This window comes from Xenophilus sp. (genome assembly GCF_044462705.1).
Taxonomy (GTDB): domain Bacteria; phylum Pseudomonadota; class Gammaproteobacteria; order Burkholderiales; family Burkholderiaceae_C; genus Xenophilus; species Xenophilus azovorans.
Window position 1 is genome coordinate 1 of the sequence record NZ_JBIQNC010000021.1, and the last position, 13,417, is coordinate 13,417.

Annotated in this window: 13 protein-coding genes and 1 pseudogene; 10 read left to right on the forward strand and 4 right to left on the reverse strand. The window is 68.4% G+C overall.

The window, feature by feature from the left end; all coding sequences use genetic code 11:
• Nucleotides 1-793: Hsp70 family protein (locus ACIY1X_RS05900; protein ID WP_399678860.1), on the forward strand; the 793-nt coding region annotated here is incomplete at its 5' end.
• 86 nt (nucleotides 794-879) lie between these two features.
• Nucleotides 880-2,019, forward strand: a complete 1,140-nt coding sequence (dnaJ, locus tag ACIY1X_RS05905) for a molecular chaperone DnaJ (protein ID WP_038206148.1) — start codon at nucleotides 880-882, stop codon at nucleotides 2,017-2,019.
• On the opposite strand, the gene ACIY1X_RS05910 is transcribed toward dnaJ, so the two are convergent.
• The gene (locus ACIY1X_RS05910) at nucleotides 2,012-2,173 is read right to left on the reverse strand and encodes a hypothetical protein (protein ID WP_399678863.1); all 162 of its coding nucleotides are present in this window, start codon (nucleotides 2,171-2,173) and stop codon (nucleotides 2,012-2,014) included. The two genes, dnaJ and ACIY1X_RS05910, sit on opposite strands and share 8 nt — an antisense overlap.
• A 562-nt stretch (nucleotides 2,174-2,735) precedes the next feature.
• Here ACIY1X_RS05910 and ACIY1X_RS05915 point away from each other — a divergent pair.
• The 3 genes from ACIY1X_RS05915 to ACIY1X_RS05925 are packed head-to-tail and all read left to right on the forward strand — an operon-like array spanning nucleotide 2,736 to nucleotide 7,517.
• Complete coding sequence (locus tag ACIY1X_RS05915; RefSeq protein ID WP_399678865.1) at nucleotides 2,736-4,658, forward strand: PrkA family serine protein kinase; 1,923 nt, start codon at nucleotides 2,736-2,738, stop codon at nucleotides 4,656-4,658.
• 31 nt (nucleotides 4,659-4,689) lie between these two features.
• Nucleotides 4,690-5,982, forward strand: coding sequence for a YeaH/YhbH family protein (locus ACIY1X_RS05920; protein WP_399678867.1), 1,293 nt, complete (start codon nucleotides 4,690-4,692; stop codon nucleotides 5,980-5,982).
• Nucleotides 5,979-7,517 carry a SpoVR family protein gene (locus tag ACIY1X_RS05925; RefSeq protein WP_399678868.1) on the forward strand — a complete coding sequence of 513 codons (1,539 nt, stop codon included), beginning with the start codon at nucleotides 5,979-5,981 and terminating at the stop codon, nucleotides 7,515-7,517. Before ACIY1X_RS05920 ends, ACIY1X_RS05925 begins: the two co-directional genes overlap by 4 nt.
• A 25-nt stretch (nucleotides 7,518-7,542) precedes the next feature.
• Here ACIY1X_RS05925 and ACIY1X_RS05930 read toward each other — a convergent pair whose 3' ends face one another.
• Both ACIY1X_RS05930 and aroQ read right to left on the reverse strand, forming a co-directional pair.
• On the reverse strand, nucleotides 7,543-8,655 hold the full coding sequence (locus ACIY1X_RS05930; protein WP_399678870.1) for a mandelate racemase/muconate lactonizing enzyme family protein: 1,113 nt from the start codon (nucleotides 8,653-8,655) through the stop codon (nucleotides 7,543-7,545).
• Nucleotides 8,656-8,658: 3 nt separating this feature from the next.
• Nucleotides 8,659-9,111, reverse strand: coding sequence for a type II 3-dehydroquinate dehydratase (aroQ, locus tag ACIY1X_RS05935; RefSeq protein ID WP_399678873.1), 453 nt, complete (start codon nucleotides 9,109-9,111; stop codon nucleotides 8,659-8,661).
• Between the two features lie 104 nt (nucleotides 9,112-9,215).
• On the opposite strand from aroQ, the gene frmR reads away from it, so the two are divergent.
• Genes frmR through ACIY1X_RS05960 form a run of 5 tightly spaced genes read left to right on the forward strand, consistent with a single transcriptional unit; the run spans nucleotide 9,216 to nucleotide 12,708 of the window.
• Nucleotides 9,216-9,491: a formaldehyde-responsive transcriptional repressor FrmR gene (gene frmR, locus ACIY1X_RS05940; protein WP_399678876.1), complete on the forward strand. Its 276-nt coding sequence runs from the start codon at nucleotides 9,216-9,218 to the stop codon at nucleotides 9,489-9,491.
• Nucleotides 9,492-9,541: 50 nt separating this feature from the next.
• Nucleotides 9,542-10,651 (forward strand): S-(hydroxymethyl)glutathione dehydrogenase/class III alcohol dehydrogenase, encoded by a 1,110-nt coding sequence (locus ACIY1X_RS05945; RefSeq protein ID WP_399678879.1) that lies wholly within the window; start codon nucleotides 9,542-9,544, stop codon nucleotides 10,649-10,651.
• A gap of 7 nt (nucleotides 10,652-10,658) precedes the next feature.
• Nucleotides 10,659-11,342: an NAD(P)H-binding protein gene (locus tag ACIY1X_RS05950; protein ID WP_399678882.1), complete on the forward strand. Its 684-nt coding sequence runs from the start codon at nucleotides 10,659-10,661 to the stop codon at nucleotides 11,340-11,342.
• A 21-nt stretch (nucleotides 11,343-11,363) separates the two neighbouring features.
• Complete coding sequence (gene fghA / locus ACIY1X_RS05955) at nucleotides 11,364-12,194, forward strand: S-formylglutathione hydrolase (RefSeq protein ID WP_399678884.1); 831 nt, start codon at nucleotides 11,364-11,366, stop codon at nucleotides 12,192-12,194.
• Nucleotides 12,195-12,222: 28 nt separating this feature from the next.
• A complete protein-coding gene (locus tag ACIY1X_RS05960; protein ID WP_399678887.1) occupies nucleotides 12,223-12,708 on the forward strand; it encodes a MarR family winged helix-turn-helix transcriptional regulator in 486 nt (161 codons plus the stop codon).
• A 2-nt stretch (nucleotides 12,709-12,710) separates the two neighbouring features.
• Here ACIY1X_RS05960 and ACIY1X_RS05965 read toward each other — a convergent pair.
• Nucleotides 12,711-13,417: pseudogene (locus tag ACIY1X_RS05965) on the reverse strand (aromatic ring-hydroxylating dioxygenase subunit alpha); the annotation flags it as partial.

Below are 13,417 nucleotides of genomic sequence, written 5' to 3' on the forward strand. Positions count from 1 at the left end.
CCGCAAGGACGTGCTGCTGCTGGACGTGACCCCGCTGTCGCTGGGCATCGAGACCATGGGCGGCGTGATGACCAAGATGATCGCCAAGAACACGACCATCCCGACCAAGTTCGCGCAGACCTTCTCCACCGCCGACGACAACCAGCCGGCCGTGACCATCAAGGTCTTCCAGGGCGAGCGCGAAGTGGCCTCGGGCAACAAGCTGCTGGGCGAGTTCAACCTGGAGGGCATCCCGCCGGCGCCGCGCGGCACGCCGCAGATCGAGGTGAGCTTCGACATCGACGCCAACGGCATCCTGCACGTGGGCGCCAAGGACAAGGCCACCGGCAAGGAGAACAAGATCACCATCAAGGCCAACTCGGGCATCTCCGAGGAGGAGATCCAGAAGATGGTGAAGGACGCCGAGCTGAACGCCGCCGAGGACAAGAAGAAGGTCGAGCTGGCGCAGGCGCGCAACCAGGGCGAGGCCATGGTGCACAGCGTCAAGAAGTCGCTGGGCGAGCACGGCGACAAGCTCACCCCGGCCGAAAAGAGCGAGATCGAGACCGCTTCCAAGGAACTGGAAGAGGCGCTCAAGGGCGAGGACAAGGCCGCGATCGAGTCGAAGACCGAGGCGCTGATGGCCGCCAGCCAGAAGCTGGGCGAGAAGATGTACGCCGATGCCCAGGCGGCCGCCGCCGCAGCGGGCGCCGCGGCCGGCGGCGAGCAGCCGCAGGGCCAGCAGGGCCAGGGCGCGGCGGGAGGCGACGACAACGTCGTCGACGCCGAGGTCAAGGAAGTGAAGAAGGGCTGACCAGGCGGCTTTGACGAGGCTGGGGCTCCCGCAACGGGGCCCCGGCCTTTTTGCTTTTCCACCAGCCCGTTGCAGACGAAGACCCCATGGCAACCAAACGCGACTACTACGAAGTCCTCGGCGTTCCCAAGAACGCCAGCGATGACGAGATCAAGAAGGCCTATCGCAAGCTGGCGATGAAGTACCACCCCGACCGCAACCAGGGGGATGCCGCTGCCGGCGCCGAGGCGAAGTTCAAGGAGGCCAAGGAAGCCTACGAGATGCTGTCCGACGGACAGAAGCGCGCGGCCTACGACCAGTTCGGCCATGCCGGCGTGGATCCGAACATGCGCGGCGGCATGGGCGGTGCCGACGGCTTCGGCGGCTTCGCCGAGGCCTTCGGCGACATCTTCGGCGACGTGTTCGGCGGCGGCGGCAGCCGGCGCGGCGGCGGCCGGCAGGTGTTCCGCGGCAGCGACCTGAGCTACGCGATGGAGATCACGCTGGAGGAAGCGGCCGAGGGCAAGGAGGCGCAGATCCGCATCCCGAGCTGGGACGACTGCGGCACCTGCCACGGCAGCGGCGCCAAGCCGGGCACCAAGCCCATCACCTGCACCACCTGCCACGGCGCCGGCGCGGTGCAGATGCGCCAGGGCTTCTTCAGCGTGCAGCAGACCTGCCCGCAGTGCCGTGGCACCGGCAAGATCATCCCCGAGCCCTGCCCCACCTGCCACGGCCAGGGCAAGATCAAGAACAACAAGACGCTGGAGGTGAAGATCCCCGCCGGCATCGACGACGGCATGCGCATCCGCAGCACCGGCAACGGCGAGCCGGGCACCAACGGCGGGCCGCCGGGCGACCTGTACATCGAGATCCGCGTGAAGAAGCACGAGGTCTTCGAGCGCGACGGCGACGACCTGCACTGCGTGGTGCCGGTGAGCATCACCACCGCGGCGCTGGGCGGCGAGATCAAGGTGCCCACGCTCACGGGCATGGCGGCCATCGACATCCCGGACGGCACGCAGAGCGGCAAGCAGTTCCGCCTGCGCGGCAAGGGCATCAAGGGTGTGCGCTCCAGCTACCCCGGCGACCTGTACTGCCACGTGCGCATCGAAACGCCCGTCAAGCTCACCGAGCACCAGCGCAAGCTGCTCAAGGAGCTGGACGATTCGCTCAGGAAGGGCGGCACCAAGCACAGCCCCAACGAGAAGGGCTGGTTCGACCGGGCCAAGGAGTTCTTCAACTGAGCGACGCGCGGCGCGCCGCCACGAAGCGCATGACGGCCTCGCGCCGCATGCGCTTTTTTCTTGCTTCGGCCGGTGGGCTGCTATGAAATCCATAGCGCGGCTGCCCCACATTCCGGCGGCTGCGGAATTCGCCCGGATTATTCCATTGAAACATTCTGAATTATCTCCGGATTGAATTCAGCCGAACAATTCAATGCGATCGACCGGGTCCCGCGTTCTCCCCGACAACGGTAATTGGCCGGCGCGCGTTATTCCTTTCCGGCAGGTTGATATAGGTCTTTCAGCCGGGTAATTTAGCCAAGAGCCATCCACACCGCGTCCACCTTTTCCGGCGCTCCGGCGCGGACGCCGTGGCTCCCGGGCAACGCCTGCCGTCAGAGGGGAAACCGCGGTGCGAATGCGGTCCAGTCCGACTTACAAATTCGCATCCCCGCAAACGCCGCCCTGGTGCGGGCCCTGCCACGATGGGCACGGCTTTTGCTGACGAAAAAACGCGCCGTCACGGAACTTTTTTGCATGATCGAATTTCCTAAAAATCGATGCAGCACGACAGGAATTTCCTCAAGGCGCAGTTTGTTCTATGCTGGACTCGTCGGTCTGCCATTGGGAGTTTTTTCGGGGTACGCAAGCTGTCATCATCGAAACGCCTCGCACGATGCAGCCTGCCGCCCGGACGCCCGGCGCGCAGCCTTGTTGACTCGTTGGAGGTGTGAACCATGGATGTGATCAGCAACTTCACCGCCCGCTACGAGCGCACGCGTGAAGAGGTCCTGTCGCTGCAGGAGTACCTGGACATCTGCAAGCGCGACGCGACCGCCTACGCGACGGCCGCCGAGCGGATGCTCCAGGCCATCGGCGACCCCGAACTGGTCGATACGCGCAACGACCCGCGGCTCTCGCGCATCTTCGCCAACAAGGTCATCAAGATCTACCCGGCCTTCCGGGAGTTCTACGGCATGGAGGACTCGATCGAGCAGGTCGTCTCCTACTTCCGCCACGCCGCCCAGGGCCTGGAGGAGAAGAAGCAGATCCTCTACCTGCTGGGCCCGGTGGGCGGCGGCAAGAGCTCCATCGCCGAGCGGCTCAAGCAGTTGATGGAGCACGTGCCCTTCTATGCCATCGAGGGCTCGCCGGTGAACGAGTCGCCGCTGGGCCTGTTCGACCCGGCCGAGGACGGGGAGATCCTGGAGAAGGAATACGGCATCCCGCGGCGCTACCTGCAGCGCATCCTCTCGCCCTGGGCGGTCAAGCGCCTGGAGGAGTACGGCGGCGACATCCGCCAGTTCAAGGTGGTCAAGCGCTACCCGTCGGTGCTCAAGCAGATCGCGGTGGCCAAGACGGAGCCGGGCGACGAGAACAACCAGGACATCTCCTCGCTGGTGGGCAAGGTCGACATCCGCAAGCTGGAGACCTATGCCCAGGACGACCCGGACGCCTACAGCTACTCCGGCGGCCTGTGCCTGGCCAACCAGGGCCTGCTGGAGTTCGTGGAGATGTTCAAGGCGCCGATCAAGGTGCTGCACCCGCTGCTGACGGCCACGCAGGAGGGCAACTTCAAGGGCACCGAGGGCTTCGGCGCCATCCCCTTCGACGGCATCGTGCTGGCCCACAGCAACGAGAGCGAGTGGAAGACCTTCCGCAACAACAAGAACAACGAGGCCTTCCTCGACCGCATCTACATCGTCAAGGTGCCCTACTGCCTGCGCGTGTCCGAAGAGGTGCGCATCTACGACAAGCTGGTGCGCAACTCCTCGCTGGCGCAGGCGCCCTGCGCGCCGGGCACGCTCCGGATGATGGCGCAGTTCTCGGTGCTCACGCGGCTGAAGGAGCCCGAGAACTCCAGCATCTTCAGCAAGATGCAGGTCTACGACGGCGAAAGCCTGAAGGACACCGACCCCAAGGCCAAGTCGATCCAGGAGTACCGCGACTACGCGGGCGTGGACGAGGGCATGGCGGGCGTGTCCACCCGCTTCGCCTTCAAGATCATCTCCAAGGTCTTCAACTTCGACAGCACGGAGGTGGCGGCCAACCCGGTGCACCTGATGTACGTGCTGGAGCAGCAGATCGAGCGCGAGCAGTTCCCGCCCGAGACGGAACAGAAGTTCATCGGCTACATCAAGGAACTGCTGGCGCCGCGCTACGCGGAGTTCATCGGCAAGGAGATCCAGACCGCCTACCTCGAAAGCTACAGCGAGTACGGCCAGAACATCTTCGACCGCTACGTCACCTACGCCGACTACTGGATCCAGGATCAGGAGTACCGCGACGTGGACACGGGCGAGGTCTTCGACCGCGCCGCGCTCAACGCCGAGCTGGAGAAGATCGAGAAGCCCGCCGGCATCGCCAACCCGAAGGACTTCCGCAACGAGATCGTCAACTTCGTGCTGCGCGCCCGCGCCGGCAACAACGGACGCAACCCGCTGTGGACCAGCTACGAGAAGCTGCGCTCGGTGATCGAGAAGAAGATGTTCTCCAACACCGAGGAACTGCTGCCCGTCATCAGCTTCAACGCCAAGAGCAGCGCCGACGAACAGAAGAAGCACGAGGACTTCGTCACCCGCATGGTCGAGAAGGGCTACACGCCCAAGCAGGTGCGCCTGCTGTGCGAGTGGTACCTGCGCGTGAGAAAGAGCTCGTGAGCTCCGGCAGGCATTCCAGGGAGTAACCGCCATGGCCCCGCTGCAGCAGATCATCGACCGCCGGCTGTCGGGCAAGAACAAGTCGGTCGGCAACCGGGAGCGCTTCCTGCGCCGCTACCGCGCACAGATCCGCGAGGCCGTGCGCAAGGCGGTGAGCGGGCGCGGCATCCGCGACCTGGAACAGGGCGAGGACGTCTCGCTGCCCCGGCACGACGTGTCCGAGCCCACCTTCGGCCATGCGCCGGGCGGCAGCCGCGAGTACGTGCATCCGGGCAACCAGGAGTTCGTCAAGGGCGACCGCATCGAGCGGCCGCGAGGCCAGGCCGGCGGCGGCACGGGCAGCGGCGAGGCGAGCGACAGCGGCGAGGGCGAGGACGACTTCGTCTTCCGCCTCACGCGCGAGGAGTTCATGCAGGTCTTCTTCGAGGACCTCGCCCTGCCCCACCTGGTGCGCACGCAACTGGCCGAGGTGCCGGAGTGGAAGAGCCACCGCGCCGGCTTCACCAGCGAGGGCACGCCCAACAACCTGCACGTGGTGCGCTCCATGCGCGGCGCGCTGGCGCGGCGCATCGCCCTGGGCGGCGAAGACCGCAAGGAGCTGCGCCGCCTGGCCGAGCACCTGGCCCGGCTGCAGGCGCATCCCGATGCCGCCACGGCGCTGCTGCGCAAGGAGATCCACGAGACCGAGCTGGCCATCGAAGAGCTGCGCAAGCGGGCGAAGCATGTGCCCTACATCGATCCGATCGACCTGCGCTACCGCAGCCGGGTGCGCACGCCGGTGCCCAGCGCCAAGGCGGTGATGTTCTGCCTGATGGACGTCTCGGGTTCGATGGACGAGGCGCGCAAGGACATGTCCAAGCGCTTCTTCATGCTGCTGTACCTGTTCCTCACGCGGCACTACGAGAAGATCGATCTGGTGTTCATCCGCCACCACACGCAGGCGCAGGAAGTGACCGAGGACGAGTTCTTCCACGCCACCGAGACCGGCGGCACCGTGGTCTCCAGCGCGCTGCTGCTGATGCGCGACATCGTCCGCGCACGCTACCCCAGCAACGAGTGGAATATCTACGGCGCCCAGGCCAGCGACGGCGACAACTGGCACCAGGACAGCGGCCGCTGCCGCGAGCTGCTGGACGAGGCGCTGCTGCCGCTGGTGCGCTACTACGCCTACGTGCAGGTGGCCGAGGCCGAGCAGAACCTGTGGCAGGAATACACGCAGCTCGAGGACGCGCACCCCAACTTCGCCATGCGCAAGGTCTCCAGCGCACAGGACATCTACCCGGTGTTCCGCGAGCTGTTCAGGAAGGAGGGCGCGCCGGCATGAAGACACCCTCCTCCGCGCCCCGCTTCGAGCGCGCCGCCGAGCCGCTGCCCAGCCCCTCGGACTGGACCTTCGAGCTGATCGAGCGCTACCACGGCGAGATCGCCCGCACCGCCAAGGCTTTCGGCCTGGACACCTACCCCAACCAGTTGGAGATCATCACCGCGGAGCAGATGATGGATGCCTACGCCAGCGTCGGTATGCCCGTCATCTACCGCCACTGGTCCTACGGCAAGCAGTTCATCGCCACCGAGAAGAACTACCGCCGCGGCTTCATGGGCCTGGCCTACGAGATCGTCATCAACTCCGACCCCTGCATCGCCTACCTGATGGAGGAGAACACCATGGCCATGCAGGCCCTGGTGATCGCCCACGCGGCCTACGGCCACAACAGCTTCTTCAAGGGCAACTACCTGTTCCGCATGTGGACCGACGCGTCGTCGATCATTGACTACCTGGTCTACGCGAAGAACTACATCGCCGAGTGCGAGGAGCGTCACGGCCTGGACGCGGTGGAAGACCTGCTGGACTCCTGCCACGCGCTGATGAACTACGGCGTGGACCGCTACCGCCGGCCGCAGAAGCGCTCGCTGGCGCAGGAGATCGCGCGCCGCGAGGAGCGCGAGCACCACATGCAGCGGCAGATCAACGACCTGTGGCGCACCGTGCCCAAGCCCAGCGCCGACGCCGCGGAGCCGGCGGCCGCGCGCCGCTTCCCCGACGAACCGCAGGAGAACCTGCTGTACTTCATCGAGAAGAATGCCGCCCTGCTGGAGCCCTGGCAGCGCGAGGTGGTGCGCATCGTGCGCAAGATCGCGCAGTACTTCTACCCGCAGCGCCAGACGCAGGTGATGAACGAGGGCTGGGCCACCTTCTGGCACTACAGCCTGCTCAACAGCCTGTACGACCAGGGCCTGCTGGCCGACGGCTTCATGCTGGAGTGGCTGTCCTCGCACACCGCCGTGGTCTACCAGCCGCCGGTCAGCCACCGCGGCTACAGCGGCATCAACCCCTACGCGCTGGGCTTCGCCATGTACAGCGACCTCAAGCGCATCTGCGAGGAGCCGACCGAGGAGGACCGCGTCTGGTTCCCCGACATCGCCGGCAGCGACTGGCTCAAGACGCTGGACTGGGCGATGCGCAACTTCAAGGACGAGAGCTTCGTTGGCCAGTTCCTCAGCCCGAAGGTGATGCGGGACTTCCGCTTCTTCGCGATCCGCGACGACGAGGAGGAGCCCGAGCTGGAGGTCAGCGCCATCCACGACGAGGCCGGCTACCGCTCGCTGCGCGAATCGCTCTCGCGCCAGTACGACATCGGCAACCGCGAGCCCGACATCCAGGTCTGGAACGTGGACCTGCGCGGCGACCGCTCCCTCACCCTGCGCCACACGCAGCGGCATAACCGGCCGCTGCACGAGGACACGCCCGAGGTGCTCAAGCACGTGGCGCGGCTGTGGGGCTTCGACGTCCACCTCGAAAGCGTGGACGGCGCGGGCCACATCGGCTACCGCAAGTCGGTGAGCCCCAAGCGCACCTGAAGCCGCCTTGCGATTGCGAAGCCGTTCAGGCCGTGGCCTGGCGGTAGCGCGCCCAGGCCTGCGGCGTGGGCGTGGTGCCGGCGCCGGGCTCGGCGGGCAGCCGGAAGTGCCCGTCCACCACCTCGGCGGGGTCGGTGAAGCAGTCCTTGATCCACGGGATGTACTCCAGCACCTCGCAGGCCGGATGGGCATAGCTCAGGTGCACGTGCACCTGGCTCATTTCGCCGGCGTGCGGCGCCACCGGCAGGCGGAAGGCGTGGGCCGCCTCGCACACCTGCAGCACCTCGCTCAGGCCGCCCATGCGCGTGCTGTCCGGCTGCACCCAGTGGATCGCCTGCTGGGCGAAGAACTCGCCGAAGGCGTCGGCTGTGTAGAGCTGTTCGCCCAGCGCGACCGGGATGCGGGTGGCGCGCGCCAGTTGCGCGTGGCCCTTCACGTCGTCGTGCCACAGCGGCTCCTCGAACCAGAACACGTCGAAGGGCTCGGCACCGCGGCAGAAGCGCAGGCAGCTCGCCAGGTCCCACTTGCCGTTGCCGTCGACGGCCAGCGTCACCTCGGGGCCGACGGCCTCGCGCACGGCGGCCAGGCGGCGCAGGTCGCGCTCCACGGTGGAGCCCACCTTGATCTTGATGCCGGTGAAGCCCTGCTCCACCGCGCGGCGCGCGCCGGCCACCAGTGCCTCGTCGTCGATGCTCAGCCAGCCGATGTCGGTGTTGTAGGCGCGGACCTTGTCGCGCACCTGGCCGCCGAGCAGCTTCCACAGCGGCACGCCGGCCGCCTTGGCCTTCAGGTCCCACAGGGCCACGTCGAGGGCCGCAAGCGAGAGCGTGGTGATGCCCGCGCGGCCGATCCACTGCAGCGCCGGGTTGCGCGCCAGCTTCAGCCACAGGCGGCGCACGTCGCCGGCGTCCTCGCCCTGCAGCAGCAGGGCGTGGCAGGTCTCGATGCAGCGGGCGATGAGCTGGTCGCTCGGCAGGTGCGCGTGCGTGCCGGTGAAGCCGTGGCCCGACACGCCTTCCTCGGTGTCGATGCGCGCGCCGACCACGCCCCAGTGCGTGATCGCGTGCGTGCTGTCGGCGATGTGGCTGCCCGTGACGGGCACATGCAGGATGAAGGCCTCGACGCGGGTGATCTTCATGGCTCAGCCTTCGCTGACGCGCACCAGCGCCTCGATCGCCAGCGGATAGCCCTTGACGCCCAGGCCCACGATGATCCCGCGCGCCGCCGGCGAGATGTAGGAATGGTGGCGGAACGCCTCGCGCGCGTGCACGTTGGAGATGTGCAGCTCGATCAGCGGCACGCTCGCGCCCTTGATGGCGTCGTGCAGCGCGATGGAAGTGTGGGTGTAGGCGCCCGGGTTCATCACCACGCCCAGCATCGCGCCAGCCGCCACCTCACGGCCGGCCTCGTGGATCCAGTCGATGAGCTGGCCTTCCCAGTTCGACTGGCGGCATTCGACGACCACGCCGAGCCGGTCGCCGGCCTCCCGGCACAGGCGCTCGACGTCGGCCAGCGTCTCGTGGCCGTACTGCGCCGGTTCGCGCGTGCCCAGCAGGTTGAGGTTGGGACCGTTGAGGACGAGGATCTTCTTCATGGCGGCAATGGCTTGCGGTGGGTCTGGCCGGGCATCTTAGAACGTGCCTGCGCGGTCTGCGCACAGGGGCTTGCCAATACTCCCCCGGGGTATACACTGGCGGCATGCCCCACTCGCCCGACGAGAAGAAGAAAGCGCTGCTGCGCGTGCGCCGCATCCGCGGCCAGACCGAGGCGCTGGAGCGCGCCCTCGAGGCCGGCGCCGACTGCGGCCCGGTGCTGCAGCAGCTCGCCGCGATCCGCGGGGCCGTCAACGCCCTGATGTCCGAGGTGCTGGAGTCGCACATCCGCGAGGAGTTCGGCCAGCACGCGGACAAGGACCCGCGCCATGCGCAGCGGGTGCAGGACATGACCCAGCTCGTGCGCACCTATCTGCGGTAGGCGCGCCCGCTTCCATCCCCTTTTTCCTTCCTGTCCACTGGAGACCGCCCATGAAATCCCGCGCCGCCGTTGCCTTCGAAGCCGGCAAGCCCCTGCAGGTCGTCGAGATCGACGTCGCCCCGCCGAAGAAGGGCGAGGTGCTGGTGAAGATCACCCACACCGGCGTGTGCCACACCGACGCCTTCACGCTCTCCGGCGACGACCCGGAGGGCCTGTTTCCCGCCGTGCTGGGCCACGAGGGCGCCGGCATCGTGGTCGAGGTGGGCGAAGGCGTCACCAGCGTCAAGCCGGGCGACCACGTGATCCCGCTGTACACCGCCGAATGCGGCGAGTGCCTGTTCTGCAAGAGCGGCAAGACCAACCTGTGCGTGGCGGTGCGCGCCACCCAGGGCAAGGGCGTGATGCCCGACGGCACCAGCCGCTTCAGCTACGACGGCCAGCCGGTCTACCACTACATGGGCTGCTCCACCTTCAGCGAGTACACCGTGGTGGCCGAGGTGTCGCTGGCGAAGGTCAGCCCCGACGCCAACCCCGAGCAGGTGTGCCTGCTGGGCTGCGGCGTGACCACCGGCCTGGGCGCGGTGAAGAACACGGCCAAGGTGCAGGAAGGCGACTCGGTCGCCGTGTTCGGCCTGGGCGGCATCGGCCTGGCGGTGATCCAGGGCGCCAGGCTGGCGAAGGCCGGGCGCATCATCGCCATCGACACCAACCCGGGCAAGTTCGAGCTGGCGAAGACCTTCGGCGCCACCGACTGCGTGAACCCCAAGGACCACGACAAGCCGATCCAGCAGGTGATCGTGGAGATGACGGGCTGGGGCGTGGACCACAGCTTCGAGTGCATCGGCAACGTCAACGTGATGCGCGCCGCGCTCGAATGCGCGCACCGCGGCTGGGGCCAGTCGGTCATCATCGGCGTGGCCGGCGCGGGGCAGGAGATCTCCACCCGCCCCTTCCAGCTCGTCACCGGCCGGCGCTGGCTGGGCACGGCCTTCGGCGGCGTCAAGGGCCGCTCGCAACTGCCCGGCATGGTGGAGGACGCGATGGCCGGCCGCATCCAGCTCGCGCCCTTCGTCACGCACACCATGCCGCTCACCGGCATCAACGAGGCCTTCGACCTGATGCACGAGGGCAAGTCGATCCGCTCGGTGGTGCACTACTGAGACCGCCATGGCCGACGCCTTGGCAGCCCCCGCCGCCGGCCGCGTCGCCGCCGTGGCCGGCGCCAGCGGACTGGTGGGCCGCTGCCTGATCGAGCGGCTGTGCGCCGATCCGGCCGTGGCCGAAGTGCACGCGCTCGTGCGGCGCCCTCTGCCGCTGGCCCATCCCAGGCTGCGCTGTCACGTGGTCGATGTCGCCGCGCTGCCGGCCTTGCCGCCGCTCGACGAGGTCTACCTGGCGCTGGGCACCACGATCAAGACCGCGGGCAGCCAGGCGGCCTTCCGTGCGGTCGATTTCGACGCCAACCTCGCCGTCGCGCAGGCCGCCCTGGCGGCCGGCGCGCGCCGGGCCGGCCTGGTGAGCGCACTGGGCGCCAGCGCGCGGTCGTCGGTGTTCTACAGCCGCGTCAAGGGCGAACTGGAAGAAGCGCTGGCGGCCCTGCCCTTCGAGGCCCTGGTGATCGCCCGGCCGTCGATGCTGCACGGCGACCGCCACGCGCTGGGACAGCCGGTGCGCCGCGGCGAGCTGCTGTGGGCCCGCATGGAGGCGGTGCTGCGGCCGATCGTCCCGCGCCGCCTGCGCGCCATTGCGGCGGCCGACGTGGCAGCGGCGCTGGCCCGCGCGGTCCCCGCCGCCCGCGGGCGCGAGGTGCTCGACTCCTCGGCCATGCAGGGCGCCGCCGCATCCTCCTGAACCTCTCCTGGAAAGACAGACATGGAACGCATCGAACAACACGCCAGCTTCGGCGGCCGGCAGGAAGTGTGGAAGCACGCCTCCGACACCCTCGGCTGCGACATGAAGTTCGGCATCTACCTGCCCGAGGCCGCGCTGCGCGGCGAGAAGCGCCCGGTGCTGTACTGGCTGAGCGGCCTGACCTGCACGGAGCAGAACTTCATCACCAAGGCCGGCGCGCAGGCCCACGCGGCGCGGCACGGCCTGATCGTGGTGGCGCCCGACACCAGCCCGCGCGGCGAGGGTGTCGCCGACGATCCGGCCTACGACCTGGGCCAGGGCGCGGGCTTCTACCTCAACGCCACCCAGGCGCCTTGGGCGCCGCACTACCGCATGCAGGACTACGTGGCCGACGAACTGCCGGCGCTGGTCGCGCGGCACTTCGCCGCCAGCGATGCGCGAGGCATCTTCGGGCACAGCATGGGCGGCCACGGCGCGCTGGTGACGGCGCTGCGCCATCCCGGCCGCTACCGCAGCGCGTCGGCCTTCGCGCCCATCGTCGCGCCGACGCAGGTGCCGTGGGGCCAGAAGGCGCTGACCGCCTACCTGGGCGGCGACCGCGAGGCCTGGAAGGCCTGGGACACGGTCGAGCTGGTGAAGACGGCGAAGGAGCGCCTGCCCCTGCTGGTGGACCAGGGCTATGCCGACGAATTCCTGGCCGAGCTGCGGCCCGAGCTGCTGAAGGCCGCCTGCGACGCCGCCGGCCATCCGCTTACGCTGCGCCTGCAGCCGGGCTACGACCACAGCTACTACTTCATCGCCAGCTTCCTGGCCGACCACTTCGCCCACCACGCGGCCGCGCTCGCGTCCTGACGCGGAATGCGGTGGCTATGATCGCGCGATGCCCGACGCGCCCCGTGGTCCCGCCTTCCGCCCCCTGCTGAGCTACGAGGTCAACAGCACGTCGGACGTCCTGCGGCGCAGTGCGGCGCTGCGCTTCCGGCGCGAGCAGGACTGCAGCCTGATGGAGTGGCGCACGCTGGCGCTGATCGAGCACCTGCAGCCGGTCACGCTGCGCGCGCTCACCGACTATTCCAGCACCGACAAGGCGCAGATCAGCCGCATCGTAACGGGGCTGGTCGGCCGCGGCATGGTGCGGCGCCGCGCGCACCGCACCGACGCGCGCTCGGCGGAACTGGCCCTCACCGCCGCCGGCACGCGCACGCTGGCCGGGCTGGTCGCGGCGGCCCGCGACCGCGACCGCGCGCTGCGCGAGGTGCTGAGTGCCGACGAGGCCGAGCAACTCGTCGCGGCCCTGAACAAGCTCAAGGCGCGCGCGCAGGAACTGATCGCGCAGGAAGAAGAAGCGCTGGCCGCGCGCGGCTGACTTCAGCCCGGCGCCGCCGCGTCGAGGAAGTTGCCGGCCTCGAAGCGCACCAGGTCGTCGGCCGGGTCGAAGCGCACGCCCGCCGGGTCGCGCCCCTCCTCCACCGCCTTGACCTGCGCCTGCACCAGCCGCCGCAGCAGCACGATGCCGCGGTCGCTGGTCGCCAGGTTCTCGTGGCCGTGCCAGGTGATGTCGCCCTGGCTCTTCTGCGCCTCGTAGTCGCCGGGGAAGCGGCGGTGCTCGTCCTCGCTCAGCTCGCTCCACAGCTTGCCGTTCTGCCGCGAGCGAAAGCCCGTCAGCTCGCCCGGCTGCCGCACGCGCGCCACCGTGTAGATGCGGAAGTGCGTGTCGTCGATCGGCAGCACGAAGCCGATCGACTCCACCCGCGCGTACTGGCCCACCCGCGGGTTCGGCACGACGCGCCAGGTCGGCACGCAGGCCTCGGTGACGCGGCGGAACACCGAGCCGTCGTCCAGCGTGCGCAGCGAGGTCACCTTCACGCTCTTGTCGGTCGTCTCGAAGCTGATGGTCGGCGCGCGCAGCATCGCGTCGGTGAACTGCACGCCGGAGAAGGTGCCGTGCAGCACCAGCACGTGCCACGGGTCGACGACGTTCTCGTAGTGCTGGAACCAGTTGCAGTCGATCACCACCGGGCCGCCGCCGCCGATGCTCTGGTCGTCGGCCTCGACGAATTCGCCCTCGGCCAGGT